This window comes from Stenotrophomonas sp. FW305-3-2-15-E-LB1 (genome assembly GCF_058787375.1).
Genome location: NZ_JBYSZR010000014.1, coordinates 50,944 through 67,321 on the forward strand (window position 1 = coordinate 50,944; position 16,378 = coordinate 67,321).

Here is a 16,378-nt window from a genome sequence, read left to right on the forward strand (position 1 = left end):
GCGTGGATGACGCAGCCCTGGTAGTGCCGGCCGCTGGCCGGCAACGCCATGCAACCGCCGCTACGCCCAGGCCTTCGGCCGCGCCCACAACCACGCCGCGCACACGGCCAGCAACAGCAGCGGCAACCACGCCAGCTGCCCTGCGCCGACCGACTGCAGCACCACGCCACCCGCCACGCCGCCTGCGGCAATCGCCAGGTTCCAGCCGGTCACCAGCATCGACTGCGCCAGGTCGGCCGCGGCACCGGCACGGCGGGCCACGGCGGTCTGGAACAGCGTCGGCACCGCGCCAAACGCCACGCCCCACAGCACGCTCGCCACCAGCAGCACCTGCGGCACGCCCGGCCACAGCAGCAGCGCCGCCACCGCCAGCACGAAACCGGCCACCGCCGCCCACACCAGCGCGCGCAGGTGGCGATCCACGCCCCAGCCGGCAATGCCGATGCCTGCAACGGCGGCCACGCCAAAGGCCAGCAGCACGCGGTCCAGCCAGTGCTGCGCGTTGGCCAGGATCGCCAGCGGCTCGATGTAGGTGTACAGCACGTTGTGCGCCAGCACATACAGCGCCATCACCAGCAGGGTGCTGCGCACGCCGGGCAGGCGCCACACCGTGCCCAGCGGCACCCGCTGGCCGCCGCCCGCCGCCGGCAGTGCAGGCACCGCCCAGCGCACCCAGCCCAGCAGCAGCACCGCCAGCAGCGCCATCAGGCCGAACGCCCAGCGCCAGCCGATCTGCTGGCCCAGCAGCGTGCCCGCCGGCACGCCCAGCGACAACGCCAGCGGCGAACCCACCATCGCCACCGCAATCGCCCGTCCCTGCAGCGCCGGCACCACCATGCGCGCGGCATAGCCCGCCACCAGCGACCACAGCAGGCCCGCCCCCACGCCTGCCAGGAAGCGCACCACCAGCAGCAGCGTGTAGTTGCTGGTCAGCGCCGTCAGTGCGTTGACCACAACGAAGCCGGCAATCGCCGCCAGCAGCAACGGCCGGCGGGGCATCCGCTGGGTCAGCGCGGTCATGGGCAACGCCGCCAGCACCGACCCCAGTGCATACACGCTCACCAGCTGGCCCACGGCCGCATCGCTCACGCCCAGGCTCTGCCCCATCGGCCGCAGCACGCCAGCCGGCAGGGTCTCGGTCAGCAGGGTGATGAAGCTGCCCCCGGCCAGGGCCAGCAGGCCGTTCCACGGCAACCGCGTTGCTTCACCCGCAGGCGATGATGCGTCGATGGCATGGCCGCTCATCGCGCGGCCTCCAGATCGCGGTACACCGCATCGCGCAGGTCATCGACGAACGCGCCGTGCATGCCCTCGTACAGGGTATTGGTGAGCGCCACCACGCTGAGGCCGCGCGCCGGGTCGACGAACCAGCTGTGGCCGTAGGCACCGCCCCAGCGCCACGTGCCCACGCCCTGCGGCGTGCCTGATGCGGCCGGGTCGCGCAGCACCGCAAAGCCGAGGCCGAAGCCCCAGCCCGGCGGATCGGCTGGCCCCTGCCCGCCCACCTGCGGGCGGCCCATCTCGGCCACCAGCGCTGGCGGCAGCACGGCAGACGCCTGCACATCGCGCAGGGCCTCCAGCACGGTCATTACGTCATCGGCGCTGCCGATCAGGCCAGCGCCCGCCGAGGCATAACGGCTGGCATCGGTGGCGCGTGCCAGGCTGTACTCGATGCCCACGGTGCCATCGAACGGCGCGACGATCTCGCCCTCCTGCAGGCGATGCGGCTGCGGCACATCATTGGCATAGGCGGTGGCCAGACGCGCGCCCTGCGCGGTGCTGAAGCCGGTATCGCGCAGGCCCAGGGGCTGTGCCAGCAGGCGATCAAACAGCTGCTGCAGCGTCTGCCCGCTCGCCGCTTCGGCCACCGCACCGGCCACATCCACGCCCAGCGAATACAGCCACTGGCTGCCCGGTGCGAACAACAGCGGTACCTGGCCGATGCGCTGTACGTTGTCCTGCAGGCTCACCGGGTTGGCGTCCATGCCATCGCTGACGCCGGCACGCGCATAGGGCCCTGCGGCGTCGGCTTCGAGGAAGCGGTAGCCCAGGCCACTGCTATGGCTCAGCAGCTGCCGCAGGCTGATCGGCGGCACGCTGCCATCGCCAAGCGCCGGGCGGAACGTCGGCAGCCAACGCTGCACCGGCGCATCCAGATCGAGCACGCCGTCGGCCACCAGGCGCAGGATCACCGTGGTCAGCAGCGGCTTGCTCACCGAGGCCAGGCGGAACAGCTGGTCGCGCTGCATCGGCGTACCCGCCTCGCGGTCGGCCAGGCCGCTGGCGCTGGCATGGCGCAGCACGCCGTGTTCGCGCACCAGCACCACCGCACCCACCAGGCGCTGCGGGTGGGCCTGCTGCAGTACACGGTCCACGCCGGGCAGTGTGGACGTGGATGCGTCGACAGGAAGAGTATTCATGGGGCAATCCTTGGGGGGAGGGCCGCCACCTTAGGCAGCGCGCGCCGCTGCAAAAAGCGGGGCGGCGCTCCGCGCTTCGCGGACCGGCGGGTCCGCAATCGGCGCCCTGCACGGACAGCACGGGCGGGCTGCCAGCGCAGCGGTGTTGAACCGCAGTGTTGCAACGACCCGCTAGCCGCACGCTGCAACTGGCCCTACCCTGCGGTTTTCCCGCTGCGCCGCCCATGTCCGTCCTCGACAACCTCGCCAACCTGCAGACCTTCGTGCATGCCGCCGACACCCGCAGCTTCGTCGAGACCGGCCGCCTGCAGGGCATCTCCGCCTCGGCTGCCGGCAAATGCGTGGCACGGCTGGAGCACGCACTGGGCGTACGCCTGTTCCACCGCAGCACGCGCAGCATCACCCTCACCGCAGAAGGCCAGCTGTTCCTGGCGCGCTGCCGCCGCATCCTCGCCGAGCGCGATGCTGCACGCACCGAACTGGCCCAGCCGCACGCCGCACCCAGCGGCACGCTGCGCATCAGCCTGCCGCTGGTGGGCGACCTGACCCTGCCGTTGCTGGCCGATTTCATGGCCGCCTATCCGGACATCCGTCTCGACCTGGATTTCAGCGACCGCCTGGTCGATGTCATCGAGGAAGGCTTCGATGCCGTGCTGCGCGTCGGCGAACCCAGTGATTCGCGGATGAACGCCCGGCGCCTGGGCGTGTTTCCACGGCGCATCGTCGCCTCACCGTCCTACCTGCAGCGGCGCGGCGTGCCCAAGGCCCCGGCCGACCTGCTGCAGCACACCCTGCTGCATTACAAGTTCCCCAGCAGCGGCAAGCTCGAGCCGTGGCCGGTCCAGTGGCCGGACCAGCAGGCCGCGCAGGACCTGCCCGTGCACATGGTCGCCAATACCATCGAGGCACGGGTGGAGCTGGCCCTGCGCGATATCGGCCTGGCCTTCGTGCCGGTGCACTCGGTCCGCGATGCCCTCGCCGAGGGCCGCCTGGTCACCGTGCTCGATGGGCACGTGCATTCCCGCGGCACCTTCCACCTGCTGTGGCCCTCCGGCCGCCACGTGCTGCCGAAGCTGCGGGTGTTCATCGATTTCATCAGCGCGCGCCTGGATACCGTCCCGTAGCCCGGTAGATCCACGCCATGCGTGGATGACGGGGGCATCGCCACGACGATTCAGTAGATCCACGCCATGCGTGGATGAAGGGGCATCGCCACGACGTTTCAGTGGATCCACGCCATGCGTGGATGAAGGGGCATCGCCACCGCGACCATTCAGCCACCAGCGCTATAATCCCCCCTCATTCCTCCAAGAGGCTCGCGACCGATGCGCCAGTGATGCCGCCGTCTTTGCACTAGACGGCCCGACTCTTCCCGCCCCTGTGCGCAGGGGAGAACCAGGCATCCCATGGAGGTCGCATGACCACGCATTCCCTCGCGCTCGATCGCGTGTCCTATCGGTTGGCCGATGGCCGATCGCTGTTTTCCGAACTGTCGTTTTCCTTTGAACCGGTGGCCACCGGCCTCGTCGGCGCCAATGGCACCGGCAAGAGCGTGCTCGCGCGCCTGCTGGCCGGGCAACTTCTGCCCGACAGTGGGCAGGTACGCAGCAGCGGCCGGGTCTTCCTGCTGCCCACGCCCGGTTATCCGCCACGCGGCTCGGTCGGCGAACTGGCCGGCGTCGGTGATGCACTGGCAGCGCTGGCGCGCATCGAAGCCGGCAGCATCGACGAAGCGGACTTCGCCTGCGTCGGCGACCGCTGGGACCTGCGCGAACGCCTGCAGCAGCAGTGGCATGCCCTCGGCCTGCCCGATGACCTGCAGCCCACCCAGCCAGCCGCACGCCTCAGTGGCGGCCAGGCCATGCGCGTGGCCCTGTCCGGCGCATGGGCCAGCGGTGCCGACTGGCTCATCCTCGACGAGCCCAGCAATCATCTGGATGCGCGCAACCGCCAGCAGTTGTACCAGCAGCTGCAGCGCTGGCCGGGTGGACTGCTGGTCATCAGCCACGACCGCGAACTGCTGGCCAACATGCAGCAGATCGTGGAACTGGATGCACGCGGGCTGCACCGCTATGGCGGGCCCTGGCAGCACTATGCCGACGCGCGCGCGGCCGAGCGCGATGCCGCCGCCGCGCAGCTCGACCATGCCCGCGCGCAGCACCGCCAGCAGCAACGCAGCGCGCGCGAACAGCACGAACGCCAGCAGCAGCGGCAAGCGCGCGGCAACCGCGATGCCAAGCAGGCCAACCAGGCACCGATCCTGCTGGGCGGGCAGAAACAGCGTGCGGAGGCCACCCTGGGCCGCGCGCAGCAGATCCAGGCCGACCGCCTGCAGGCCAGCGCGCAGCAGCTGCGCAGCGCGGCGGCAGCCGTGCAGGCCGCCCCCGAACTTGCCCTGTTTGCCAGCGATGGCGAACGTGGCAGCGCGCGCCTGCTGCAGGCACACGATCTGGTGCTGCCGCACGGTTGCAGCGCACCGCTGCAGCTGGAGATCCGCCGTGGCCAGCGCATCGCCGTGGTGGGCGACAACGGCAGCGGCAAATCCACGCTGCTGCGCGTACTGGCCGGGCAGCTGCAGCCGCGTGCGGGCGAGGTGCAGCGGCACGCACCGCTGGCCCTGCTCGACCAGCAGCTGCTGGCCCTGGCTGGCGAACGCAGCATTCTGGAGACCGTACAGGCAGCCAACGCGGCCGCCGACCCGGCCGAGCTGCGCACACGGCTGGCCCTGCTCGGGCTGGATGCACACCGCATCCAGCGCCCCGCCAGCAGCCTCAGCGACGGCGAGCGGGTGAAGGGTGCCCTGGCCAGCGTGCTCTACGCGCAACCCGCGCCGCAGCTGTTGCTGCTGGACGAGCCCGGCAACGCGCTGGACCTGACGGCACTACAGGCACTGGAATCGCTGCTGGGTGCGTGGGAAGGCGGTTTGGTGATGGTCAGCCATGACACCCACCTGCTGCATGCGTTGCAGCCAACGCAGGTGCTGCAGGTGGGCAGCGATTGCTGGCAGTGGCGCGACGCGTTGTAGAGCCACGCCACGCGTGGATGGCACGGCCCAGTAGAGCCACGCCACGCGTGGCTGCTTCTGCCCTCAGCGCTTCCACACCGGAAACGCCTGCGGCAACTGCTGCCACAACAACGGCCCCGCGCGCAGTTCGCTGTCGTTGAGCAGGCACGCATCCAACGCCGCGCGCACCGCACGCTCATCCATGTGCACGCCGATCACCACCAGCTCCTGCCTGCGGTCGCCCCAGAGCGGGTGCCAAAGGCGGGCCATCGCCGCGTGTGCCTCGCCATCCGGAAATTCCTCCCGCCCCGGCAGCGGCGCGCTCCAGCAGTCGGCCTGCTGCCGCGCCCAGCCCAGGTCGCTGTACGGCAGCGGTGTCGGCGGCAACAGCGGCGTGGTGTCCTCATTGCCGGCACGCACGCGCTCGCGCGCCGCGTACCAGAAGCCAGCCGCCTGCGTACGCGTCGCCGCCCCCACGCTGCTCAACTCGCCCACCCAGTCCATGCGGTTGGCCAGCCAGAACCAGCCCTTGCTGCGGATCACCCCGGGCATGCCCTCCTGCAGTGCGCGGGCGAAACGCCCCGGGTGGAACGGCCGGCGCGAGCGATAGACGAAGCTGCCGATCCCGTACTCCTCGGTTTCCGGCGTGTGCTCGCCGCGCAGTTCCTTCACCCAGCCTGGTGCCTGCTGTGCACGGTCGAAGTCAAAGCGTCCGGTGTCCAGCAGCTCGCGCAGCGGTACATCGCCAAACGAGGACAGCAGCAGCTTCGCATCGCGGTTCAGCCCGCGCAGCACCGCCAGCGTGTCCTGCAGCACGTCCTCATCGGCCCGGTCGACCTTGCTCACCACGATCACATCGGCAAACTCCACCTGCTCGCACAGCAGGTCCACCACGCCGCGATCATCGTCCGGGCCGGCCTGCTGGCCGCGCTCGGCCAGGCGCAGGGTCGATCCGAAATCAGCGAGGAACGCGCTGCCATCGACCACGGTCACCATCGTGTCCAGGCGCGCGATGTCGCTCAGGCTGAAGCCCTGTTCGTCGCGTACGGCGAAGGTGGCAGCCACCGGCATGGGCTCGCCGATACCCGTGGATTCGATCAGCAGGTAGTCATAGCGCCCGGCATCGGCCAGGCGGCGTACTTCCTGCAGCAGGTCGTCGCGCAGGGTGCAGCAGATGCAGCCGTTGCTGAACTCCACCAGCGTTTCCTCGGTGCGGCGCAGCTCGGCACCACCGTCGCGCAGCAGCTGCGCATCGATGTTGACCTCGCTCATGTCGTTGACGATGACCGCCACGCGCAGGCCATCGCGGTTGCGCAGGATCTGGTTGAGCAACGTGGTCTTGCCGGCCCCCAGGAAGCCGGACAGCACGGTGACCGGCAGGCGGCGGTCGGCGCGGGAAACAGGGTTCATGCGGGGCGAAGGGCTGTGGATGGAAATGTTACTATATAACATTAAACGGCCACGACGCAGCGACGGACTGCCGGCCAGCGGCCGGCATTACCGAGGGGTGCGTAGAGTCGAGCTCGCTCGACTGCTCCGCTATTTGCCGTAGCGGCGCAGCAGTTCCACCAGTACTTCGGCTTCCGCCGCCCGCTGCTGCGGGTCTTCGGCAGCCACCACGTGTTCCTGCAGGTGCTCGTGCAGCAGCTCCATCAGCAGGCTGTGCGCCGCGCCACGCACGGCAGCCACCTGCACCAGCACGTCCGCGCAGTCGCCTGCCGCGCCCTCCGGGCGGTCCAGTGCCTGCTCCAGCGCCGCCACTTGGCCGCCGATGCGGCGCACCCGGGTCAGCAGTTGTTTCCGGTTCTTGTGTACATGTGCCATGGCCGTATCGTATACCCTATGGGGGTATCCTTCCACTCATGAATGCCCCCATGCACCTGGACGCCCTCGCCGCCTCCCGCCGCCACGACCATCGCTTCGACGACGGCAATCCACTGGCCGAACGCAATACCCGCCGTGCCATGTGGCTCACCGTCAGCATGATGTTCATCGAGATCTTCGGCGGCTGGTGGTTCAACTCCATGGCCGTGCTCGCCGATGGCTGGCACATGAGCTCGCACGCCCTGGCGCTCGGCCTCTCGGTGTTCGCCTACCGCTGCGCACGGCGCTACGCGCACGACCCGCGCTTTGCCTTCGGTACCTGGAAGATCGAGATCCTGGCCGGCTACACCAGCGCCATTGCCCTGCTCGGCGTGGCCGCGCTGATGGCCGTGCAGTCGCTGCAGCGCCTGTGGGTGCCTGCGCCCATCCACTACGACGAGGCCATCCTCATCGCCGTGGTCGGCCTGGGGGTGAACCTGCTGTGCGCGTGGTGGCTGCACGACAGCCCGGGCCATCCCCACCACCATCACGGCCACGCGCATGGTCACGCGCATGGACACGACCATGACCATGACCACCACGATCACGCGCACGGTCATGCCCATGGCCACGACCTCAACCTGCGCTCGGCCTACATGCATGTGCTGGCCGACGCCGCGACCTCGGTGCTGGCCATCGTTGCGCTGCTCGGCGGCAAGCTGTGGGGCGCCGCCTGGCTGGACCCGGTGATGGGCCTGATTGGCGCCGTGCTGGTGACGGTCTGGGCCGTCGGCCTGCTGCGCGACAGCGGCCGCGTGCTGCTCGATGCGCAGATGGACGCGCCGGTGGTCGCGGAAGTACGCGAAGTGATCGAACAGGGGCCCTGGCCGGCACGCCTGGCCGATCTGCATGTGTGGCAGGTGGGCCGTGGCAAGTACGCCGTGGCTGCCAGCGTGGTCACCAGCGATGTCGATCTGGATGCCGACCAGCTGCGCCAGGCGCTCGCCGTGCACGAAGAACTGGTGCACGTGACGCTGGAAATCCATCGCACGGCGTGATGCCGCGGTTCTTTCCTGTAGAGCCGAGCCCATGCTCGGCTGGTTCTGCCCAGAGCAGCCGAGCATGGGCTCGGCTCTACCAAAGCGGGCGCCTACAGCTTGAACAGCATCCGCAACAGGTAGAGCTTCAACGGCAGCGCGCTCAACAGCGCGCCGCCGATGCCCAGCCACGCATGGCGCTCATCCCGCGCCCGCGCCGCCACGGCCAGCCCCAGCCCAACCACTGCCGAGGCCAGCACCCCCACGCTCAGCCCGGCCGCCGGTGCGCTGCCGCCAAAGGCCAGCGCCGCCAGCCAACCCGCGCCCCACCCGGCCAGCAGCCCCAGCCAGCTTGCCAACCCACACCACGGTGCCTTGCCCTGTGCCATCGCAGTTCCCTGGTTCTTGCCGATTATCGGTACGGGCAGGCCCTGCCCTCGCCCTACACTAGCTGCACCTGCCCCGTCGGGACATCCCATGCGCGCGCTCCGCCTGCTGCTGCCCGGCACCTTCCTGCTGCTGGGCGCCTGTTCCGGCGATACCCAGCTGCCGTTCTCCTCCGATCCCCTGCAGGGCTGCTTCACCACCAGCACGCGCAAACCCGCCGAGTTCCGCATCGACAAGGAAGGCGGGCAGTACTTTGTCTCCTTCGAGCGCGACGGCCACTGGCAGCGCGAGCCCAACGCACTGACCCAGGCCAGCCGCACCGACATCGCCCGCTACTTCCGCGACGATGCCGAACAGATCGACAGCGCCCTGATCCGCCGCGCTGGCGGCTTCGGCCTGTTCCATACCAAGCGGGGCGCCTCGCTGAAGGCCAAGGCGGGCGACAGCGACTATATGGCCCTGCTGCTGATCGGTGCAGGGCCGGTGTATGCGGTGAAGTGCGAATGATCTGCAACTTTCCTGATGGTATTGCGCTGCTGCGGACCTGAGGCTGGCCACTTTTGGGGGCTACGCCATGCTGCTGCTGTCGCTGCTCTTTGCCGTCGTGCCGGTCACCACCACCGGCGCCTATGACGAGGTGCGCCTGACCGACGATGGCCCAGCTGCAGCAGCACGCCATAGCGCCGACCCCACCCGTCCCTGCAGGGCTCACGGCCGGTCGGGTACCATGCCCTCCCCCGCCCAGCCCCGGTACCCGCCGTGACCCATTACACCGGCCCCCTGCTCACCCGCGACAGCGCCGATGCCCTGCGCCGCGCGCACGACAAGGATGCTGCCGACTGGCAGGGCTCGCTCGACCTGGGCCGCAGCCAGGACACCGTCGGCCTGGACGCCGAGGGCTTCAATTTCCGCGGCCGGCCGTACCCGTGGCCGGGCAAGCTGAAGGACCGCACGCTGTACTACTGGGACGGCGAGGACTTCGCCTCGATCTCGCGCTTCAGCGGCTCGCTCATCAAGCTGGTGCCCACCGAATGGGGCGCGCCCACCTTCGAGATCGACGGCATCAAGATGCTGCCGACCTCCAAGCTGTCACCGTTCGAAGACGCGCGCCGCAAGGTCGAGCTGGTTGCGCCTGCCGGCAAGTCCATCCTCGATACCTGCGGTGGCCTCGGCTACTTCGCCGCCTGCGCGCTGGAAGCCGGCGTCGGCCAGATCCGTTCGTTCGAGAAAAACGCAGACGTCATGTGGCTGCGCACGCTCAATCCGTGGTCGCCCGATCCGGAGTCGGCTGCCGCCGGTGGCCGCCTGCACTTCGGCCAGGGCGATGTCTCGCAGCAGATCGAACAGGTGGCCAGCAACAGCGTCGATGCCATCCTGCACGACCCGCCGCGTTTCGGTATCGCCGGCGAACTGTACTCGCAGGCGTTCTACGATCACCTGGCCCGCGTCATCCGCAAGGGCGGGCGCCTATTCCACTACACCGGTGCGCCGAACAAGCTGACCAGCGGCCGCGACGTGCCGCGCGAAGTGGCCAAGCGCCTGGAGAAGGCCGGCTTCAAGGCCGAGCTGGCGCTGGATGGCGTGCTGGCCGTCAAGCGCTGACGGCTAGCAGCTGGCCGTCATTCGTAATCGACCTTGGCCAGCGTCTTCACCCACTGCGGCACTGCCGGCTCGTTGCCGTAGTACGCCTTCGGCTTCTTCTCGGCCATCGCCCAGCGGTGCAGCCAGCTGGGGCCATAGCGGCCATCGTAGCCCTCGGTGCCACGCGCATAGGCCGGGTCGCGCAGCGCCTCTTCCAGCGAAATGAAGCGATAGCCGCGGCGCTTGGTGGCAGCCACCAGTTCGGCAAACGTTGCTGCATTGAGTTCGTTGGCATGCATCAGCCACACCTGCGGCAGGGCATATCCCAGCAGCGCCTGCGACTGCTGCTCGTAGTAGTCCAGCTTGTTCAGCATGTAGGGCACGTAGCCCTTGCGCAGGCGCGCCAAGGTGGCCGCGCGCTCGGGTGAATCCGGCTGTTCGTTCATCACGTTGGCGTAAGCGAACGCCCAGACCCACTCACCGTTGTCGACGGTCACCGGCGCGATGCGGTAACCATGCTCAGCGAAGAAGGTATCCATCACCGCACGGTCCTTCGGCGTGCGGCCCGCCCGCAGGTACGGATGGCGCATCCACTGCGGCACCTGGCCGCGCTCGGCCAGCAACGGCTTCAGTACGTCCTCACCGCGCAGGAAATCCTGCTGGAACGCGGCCACGCCCTTGGCGTTCAGATCCATGTGCGACCAGGTGTGGTTGCCCAGCACGTAACCGGCATCGCGCCAGTCGCGCAGCATCTGCACCCGCGCCGGCTGCACCACGCCATCCACTTCCAGCTTGTTGCCGTTGACGAAGCCCACCACCGGCACGCCCGCCTGCTGCAGCTGCGCCATCAGCGCCTCATGACGCGCCTGCAGATCAGGCGGCACGATCTCGTCCAGGCGCGCCCACGGCAGGTCGTCGATGGTCACCGCGATACGGCGATCCACCTCAGCGGCCTGCGCCACCAGCGAAAGCAGCAACAACGGCACGGCACGCAGCAACGAACGCATCAGTACATCCGGTTTCCGGCGGGAACCGACACTCTACCTGCGCTCACCGCGCCACAGCCACACCCCCATCACCAGCGCGACCAGCAGCACTGCCGCCAGCACCATCGCCAACCGCCCGGGGTTGTGCAGCAGGCCCGCGCTGCTGCCCATGAACAGCGCGAAGGCCTGCTGCGGCACCTGCGCAAGGGGCACGTCCGGATTGGCCGGGTCCAGCGCGCAGACCACCGGCGCCAGCTTCACCATGCGTGCCCAGGCGGTTTCGGCGCGGTACAGCGCCCAACCGGCCAGGCCCAGCGCGCCCGCGTGCAGCAGCACGTAAGCGATGGCGACCCTGCGCACCCGGCCCGCTGCGTGGCGTACCGCAGACACGCCGGCCAGCACGGCCGCCAGCAAGGCCAGCAGCACACCCGCAATGGGAATCCAGCGCAGTTCCACCCAGGGCTGCAGCGCCCGGCCCCGCTCCACCATCGCCATCACCACGGCACTGCGCGAGGCCAGGTCCGGGTGCGCGCAGGCGCCCGCGGCGGGTTCCAGCAGGTACTGCACACGGAAGTGCAAGCCGCCCTCGGCCAGCGCCAGTGCACACAGGGCCAGCACCGGCAGCAGGAACAACGGCGGGCCCAGTCCACGGGCAACAGCGAGGCGCTTCATCCCGCGATGTACTTCGGCGGCACGTGCGCGGTCAGCCACACGCCGTTTTCCGACTGGTGGAACACATGGCCATCGCCGTGCATGCGCCCGGCATCGATGCTGAGCACCACCGGCGTACCCCGCCGCGCACCCACCTGCAAGGCGGTGTCGCGGTCCAGGGACAGGTGCACGTGCTGGCGTTCTCCGGGGCGCAGGCCCTCGGTGGCAATGGCCTCCAGGAAGCGCGGCACCGTGCCGTGGTACAGCCACGGCGGAGGCACGAGCGGCGCAAGCCCAAGGTCCACCGCAATCGAGTGCCCTTGGCTGGCGCGGATACGCAGGCCATCGTCACTGATGGCAAAGCGTCGCTTGTCGTTCTCCTGCACCAGCCGATCCAGGCTCGCACGGTCCAGCGGCAGCCCATGCCGGCCCAGCCGCTGCAACAGCTCATCAATGCCGGCCCAGCCCTGCGCATCCAGCTGCAGGCCGATCTTCTGCGGTTCGTGCCGCAGCACCAGGCTCAGGAATCTGCTGGCCCGGTCAAGGGAAATGTCCTTTTCCATGGGCATAGCCTGACGCACTGCAGCGGCGAATGCCAGCGCCCATCCGCCGCATCACTCCACCGCCGACAGCGGCAGCGTCCGCCACAGCCATATCCCCACCACCGTCGCTGCCAGCAGCAGCGCGCTTACCAGCATCGCCAGGGCATCCGGCAACTGTGGCACCGGCAGGCCAGCGCCGGCCAGCATCTGCGGCACGGTGCGATGTGCCCCGCTCGTTGCATCGTCTTCCAGGGCGGTGGGACCGACCATGCATGCCGCCGGCAGGCCGGTCACCATGCCCGTCCACACCTGTTCGTACAGCCGCAGCAACTGCATCGCCAGGCCCAGCACCAGCAGATGCAGGCCGAACAGCCCCCAGGCACCTTGCCGGCGCCCACCCCATGTCCGGCGCAGCAGGTTCACGCTCACCGCAAGCGCGCCCAGCAGCGATGACAGCAGGGCGCTCACTACCACCCAGTGCACGGGCTGCCAGTCATCCAGCGCACCCGCTCGTGCCAGCAGCAGATCCGCCACATGCAGGCGCGCCACCGGATCGTGGCCGCCACACGCTGGCAGCAGTGGCATCGGGAAGGGCTCCAGCAGCAGCTGCGTGCGGTGGTGGAAGTAGCTCACCGCCAGTCCCAGCGACGCCAGCGCCAGACCATGCAGCAGGAAGAGCATCAACCCGGCGCCACAGAGGCGTCGGAGGCGGGCAGTCATGAAGGCCACGCGGTGCATTCCAGCAAAGGTTGGGCATCCTAACGAAGCAGTGGGGCGCTGTCGGCTGGCAGAAGCGACACCGGCGTCCATCTCGGCCATCATGTACGTCCTGCACAGGACGGCAGTACGCACCACGCAATGAGCGACTCACAGATCTACGCGCTATACCTGCTTGCCTGCCTGGTCACCTGCGGCATTCCGTTCGCACTGGCCGCGTATGGCTTCATCAAGGTGGTCGATGCGCGGCTGGCCAAGCTGCCGCCCCGCGTACTGGTCTCCCCGCTCGGGCCACACAGCCCCACGCGCCGGCAGCGCAAACGGTACTGGCGCGCCATGCGCAGGAATCCGGAATCGCTGACCTACAAGGTTCAGGCGAAAGCGCCACGGTGGTGGTCATTCGTGGGCGCAGCCCTGTTCATCACCATCATCGCCGTGTGGGCGTGGCTGATGCCCAACCCGGCACGCTTCAACGTGATGGTTCGCAACGCCTTCGGTTACACCGCCAACGTGGCCGAGGTGCGCATCGTGCAGCACCAGCACGGCGAACTGCTGCTGCGCTGGGCGCCCGTTGTCGTGCGCACCCCTCAGTACATCGTCCTGCCGCGCTATTCACGCGGGCCCATGCCCTACATCAACGGCTACCACGCCGATGTCCTGCCTCCGCTGGTGCGCCAACAGGGTGATGTGCTGCAGGTCGCCATGCCCATCCGCGCCGATCCCGCCGTGCTGCGGCGCGAACTGGCCAGGGCCAGTGGCCTGCCCGAGGAGAACATCCACATGCAGCAGCGCACGTTGGTGCCTTGGCGGGAAGACGGCTGGGAACCCTGGCCGATGGAGGAAGACGAGCCCGCGCGCTAGCCCCGTGGCAGCTTGGCGGCCCACATGTTGTCCACCAGGTTCGGGTAGCGCCGGCCGTTCTCCTCGGCCCGCTGCCGCGCCGCCGCCTTCTGCGCGTCGGACAGCGGCTGCTTTTTCTGCCCCTTCGGGTTGGGCTTCTTCCAGGGGGGCGTGCGTGCTGTGGGCATGGTGGCAGTGTGGCGCACTCCCGCACCAACGGTTGTGAACGACGGTGGTTGTCAGCAAGGCGCGTCTGGCATCAGCTCACCGCCGATCCACGCCTCCCCGGCCGCGAATGCACGCATCAGGCGCCGCTCTCTGCCCCACACCGCATACTCGAGCCGTACACCGTCGATGACTTCAGGCAATGGCGGCATCACGGCCGGTGCGTAGTCCGTCGTGGGCAGGCGGACGAGCCTGTGCCATTGGTTCCCCAGCAGCATCCAGCGTTCGAGGTACGCGATGGATGCCCCACCCTTAGCGGGAAGCGGCCAACGGAAGTGCAGGACGCCCTGTGCCCTGCCCTCCAGAACCTCCATCTGCGGTGCCGCACCGCGACGCCTCCACAGCCGGGCGCCATGATGAAGCCCTTGGCCTCCTGCCCAGAAACCGCCACCGCCTGCAACAATGAGCAACAGCACGGCGAGATAGGGATGGGCGCCGGAAACCAAGGCCAAACACGCGGCGAGCGCGGCACCCAGCAACATCAGGGCAACCGCCACAAGAAACTCCGCCATGCTCCACTCCGTCGGCGGCAGCGGCCACCCGGCCATGGGCGCGGTGTACGCCGCGGGTGCAGGCTCATCGGGCTGATGCAGCGCGTACAGGACTTTTCGGGGACCACCCCACGGCGCAACATGGAACTGCATCGCAGACGCACGCGGCAGCATCATCAGGTGCTGAACGTGGGTTCCGAATATGGGGCCGAAGCGCTCCGGCAGCTCCAGCTGCACCACGTAGTCGCCTCCATCCTTCCCAATGCCGGCAAACCACACCTCTGCCGAGAAGGAAGCACGCGACTCCCGCACGGAGGTCGGCGGAAGCGCTGCCCGGAGTCCCTGCCCGCGCCAAAGGGCTTGCAGGTAGGGGCCAAATATCCGAAGCACCAGACGTGCCTGTGCAATCGTTACCGCCGCGCCCGCAAGGGCCCATATCCCAAGGCCGATTCGAAACGGTGCCTCGATTGGGAAGAGGTATACGGCGGCAGCAGGAAGGAGCGCGAGGATCACCCCCATCAAGCTGGTGAAGACCAGGTTCCCAACCATCACCCCACGGCGGGCACGCACAGCCTCCCACAACTGCTCCCGCGCAAAAGGCGTCAGCGGCTCGCGTGTAAAAGGTGTTGCGTGTGGGTCTGCAGGCATAACGCGTCCTTGCGTCTGAATGCCCGCATGCTGAGCGCCACATCCCTCCTGGTCAAGTCGGTCGCGGCGCTTCCGTACGTTTCACTTCTTCAGGAAGTTCAGCAGCGCCAGATTGAAGTCATCAGCATGGCTGGTGTTGCAGCCGTGCGGCGCATCCTTCAGCAGCACCAGCTCGCTGCCGGCCAGCGCCGCATGCGTGCGCTCGCCTGAGCCTTCGAACGGCACGGTCGCATCCGCGTCGCCGTGCAGGATCAGCGACGGCACTGTCACGCGCTTCAGGTCAGCCCTGAAATCGGTGGTGGCGAAGGCCTTCATGCATCCCAGTGCCGCCGTCTGGTCGGACTGGTGGCACAGCGCGATCGCTGCCTGGCGCTCCTCTTCGGTCACCTTCAACTTGCCGTTGGCACTGAAGAAATCGTGGGTGAAGCCGTCGAAGAATTCCTCGCGGTCCTTTTCCAGGCCTTGGCGCATTTCGTCGGCCTTTGCCTGCGGCAACGGGCCATCCGGATTGTCGTCCGTCTTCAGCAGGTACGGCGGCACCGCTGACGCGAAGACCACGCTGTGCAGGCGGTCCTCACCGTGGTTGTTGATGTAGCGCGCGACTTCGCCGCCGCCCATCGAAAAGCCGACCAGGCTGACATCCTTCAGGTCACGTTCTTCGATGAGGGCTGCTAGATCAGCGGCCAGAGTGTCGTAGTCGTAGCCTTCGGTGGGCTTCTCCGAGCGGCCGAAACCGCGCCGGTCGTAGCTGATCACGCGATAGCCGGCGTCGCGCAGGATCGGCACCTGTGCCTTCCAGGCCTCGGCCGAGAGCGGCCAGCCGTGGATGAGGATGACCGGGCGGCCGGTACCGCCGGTGTCTTCGATGTGGAGGCGGACGGAAGAAGCAGTCATGGGAGCTCCCAGGGGAAGGAAGGCCCCAGCCTAGGGAGCCGGAGCGTCAGGCCCCGTGAGAGATTTGGCAGGCGCGCTGACGCGGCCTACACGTGCGGCGGCGGGCGGATCGCGAGGTCAGTCCACGCCAGCTTGTCGCGTTCAGCCGGATT

18 protein-coding genes are annotated in these 16,378 nt (G+C 68.6%); 6 read left to right on the forward strand and 12 right to left on the reverse strand.

Annotated features, from left to right (window positions below):
* Positions 1–60: 60 nt before the first annotated feature.
* Together AC3WL7_RS11990 and AC3WL7_RS11995 are read right to left on the reverse strand one after the other, a co-directional pair.
* Positions 61–1,245, reverse strand: coding sequence for an MFS transporter (locus AC3WL7_RS11990; RefSeq protein ID WP_492750386.1), 1,185 nt, complete (start codon positions 1,243–1,245; stop codon positions 61–63).
* The gene (locus AC3WL7_RS11995; protein ID WP_492750387.1) at positions 1,242–2,420 is read right to left on the reverse strand and encodes a serine hydrolase domain-containing protein; all 1,179 of its coding nucleotides are present in this window, start codon (positions 2,418–2,420) and stop codon (positions 1,242–1,244) included. Before AC3WL7_RS11995 ends, AC3WL7_RS11990 begins: the two co-directional genes overlap by 4 nt.
* A gap of 224 nt (positions 2,421–2,644) precedes the next feature.
* Between AC3WL7_RS11995 and AC3WL7_RS12000 the strand changes: the two genes are divergently transcribed.
* Together AC3WL7_RS12000 and AC3WL7_RS12005 are read left to right on the forward strand one after the other, a co-directional pair.
* On the forward strand, positions 2,645–3,544 hold the full coding sequence (locus AC3WL7_RS12000; protein ID WP_492750388.1) for a LysR family transcriptional regulator: 900 nt from the start codon (positions 2,645–2,647) through the stop codon (positions 3,542–3,544).
* A 293-nt stretch (positions 3,545–3,837) separates the two neighbouring features.
* Positions 3,838–5,445, forward strand: coding sequence for an ATP-binding cassette domain-containing protein (locus tag AC3WL7_RS12005; RefSeq protein ID WP_492750389.1), 1,608 nt, complete (start codon positions 3,838–3,840; stop codon positions 5,443–5,445).
* Positions 5,446–5,508: 63 nt separating this feature from the next.
* Here the strand turns inward: AC3WL7_RS12005 and AC3WL7_RS12010 are convergent, their stop codons facing one another.
* Together AC3WL7_RS12010 and AC3WL7_RS12015 are read right to left on the reverse strand one after the other, a co-directional pair.
* Positions 5,509–6,834, reverse strand: a complete 1,326-nt coding sequence (locus tag AC3WL7_RS12010) for a GTP-binding protein (protein WP_492750390.1) — start codon at positions 6,832–6,834, stop codon at positions 5,509–5,511.
* Between the two features lie 129 nt (positions 6,835–6,963).
* Entirely contained in the window at positions 6,964–7,248 is a 285-nt protein-coding gene (locus tag AC3WL7_RS12015; protein WP_079220449.1) for a metal-sensing transcriptional repressor, read from the reverse strand.
* Between the two features lie 50 nt (positions 7,249–7,298).
* Between AC3WL7_RS12015 and dmeF the strand changes: the two genes are divergently transcribed.
* Positions 7,299–8,285, forward strand: coding sequence for a CDF family Co(II)/Ni(II) efflux transporter DmeF (gene dmeF, locus AC3WL7_RS12020; protein WP_492750391.1), 987 nt, complete (start codon positions 7,299–7,301; stop codon positions 8,283–8,285).
* 92 nt (positions 8,286–8,377) lie between these two features.
* Here dmeF and AC3WL7_RS12025 read toward each other — a convergent pair whose 3' ends face one another.
* The gene (locus AC3WL7_RS12025; protein ID WP_079220447.1) at positions 8,378–8,653 is read right to left on the reverse strand and encodes a hypothetical protein; all 276 of its coding nucleotides are present in this window, start codon (positions 8,651–8,653) and stop codon (positions 8,378–8,380) included.
* An 88-nt stretch (positions 8,654–8,741) separates the two neighbouring features.
* Between AC3WL7_RS12025 and AC3WL7_RS12030 the strand changes: the two genes are divergently transcribed.
* The gene (locus AC3WL7_RS12030) at positions 8,742–9,158 is read left to right on the forward strand and encodes a hypothetical protein (RefSeq protein WP_492750392.1); all 417 of its coding nucleotides are present in this window, start codon (positions 8,742–8,744) and stop codon (positions 9,156–9,158) included.
* Positions 9,159–9,410: 252 nt separating this feature from the next.
* On the forward strand, positions 9,411–10,253 hold the full coding sequence (locus AC3WL7_RS12035; protein ID WP_492750393.1) for a class I SAM-dependent methyltransferase: 843 nt from the start codon (positions 9,411–9,413) through the stop codon (positions 10,251–10,253).
* Positions 10,254–10,270: 17 nt separating this feature from the next.
* On the opposite strand, the gene AC3WL7_RS12040 is transcribed toward AC3WL7_RS12035, so the two are convergent.
* From AC3WL7_RS12040 to AC3WL7_RS12055, 4 genes are read right to left on the reverse strand one after another with little or no spacing between them, the layout of a single operon-like run.
* Positions 10,271–11,239, reverse strand: a complete 969-nt coding sequence (locus tag AC3WL7_RS12040) for a polysaccharide deacetylase family protein (RefSeq protein ID WP_492750394.1) — start codon at positions 11,237–11,239, stop codon at positions 10,271–10,273.
* Positions 11,240–11,272: 33 nt separating this feature from the next.
* Positions 11,273–11,890, reverse strand: coding sequence for a hypothetical protein (locus AC3WL7_RS12045; protein ID WP_492750395.1), 618 nt, complete (start codon positions 11,888–11,890; stop codon positions 11,273–11,275).
* Complete coding sequence (locus tag AC3WL7_RS12050) at positions 11,887–12,432, reverse strand: RNA 2'-phosphotransferase (protein ID WP_079220442.1); 546 nt, start codon at positions 12,430–12,432, stop codon at positions 11,887–11,889. Before AC3WL7_RS12050 ends, AC3WL7_RS12045 begins: the two co-directional genes overlap by 4 nt.
* Positions 12,433–12,483: 51 nt before the next feature.
* Entirely contained in the window at positions 12,484–13,131 is a 648-nt protein-coding gene (locus AC3WL7_RS12055) for a hypothetical protein (protein ID WP_492750396.1), read from the reverse strand.
* A 138-nt stretch (positions 13,132–13,269) separates the two neighbouring features.
* Here AC3WL7_RS12055 and AC3WL7_RS12060 point away from each other — a divergent pair, with 138 nt between their 5' ends.
* A complete protein-coding gene (locus AC3WL7_RS12060; protein ID WP_492750397.1) occupies positions 13,270–13,989 on the forward strand; it encodes a hypothetical protein in 720 nt (239 codons plus the stop codon).
* Here AC3WL7_RS12060 and AC3WL7_RS12065 read toward each other — a convergent pair.
* From AC3WL7_RS12065 to AC3WL7_RS12075, 3 genes are all read right to left on the reverse strand, one after another.
* Positions 13,986–14,156, reverse strand: a complete 171-nt coding sequence (locus AC3WL7_RS12065) for a hypothetical protein (protein WP_174208929.1) — start codon at positions 14,154–14,156, stop codon at positions 13,986–13,988. The genes AC3WL7_RS12060 and AC3WL7_RS12065 overlap by 4 nt on opposite strands.
* 51 nt (positions 14,157–14,207) lie before the next feature.
* Positions 14,208–15,332, reverse strand: coding sequence for a hypothetical protein (locus tag AC3WL7_RS12070; protein ID WP_492750398.1), 1,125 nt, complete (start codon positions 15,330–15,332; stop codon positions 14,208–14,210).
* Positions 15,333–15,413: 81 nt separating this feature from the next.
* Entirely contained in the window at positions 15,414–16,226 is an 813-nt protein-coding gene (locus AC3WL7_RS12075; protein ID WP_492750399.1) for an alpha/beta fold hydrolase, read from the reverse strand.
* Between the last annotated feature and the right edge of the window lie 152 nt (positions 16,227–16,378).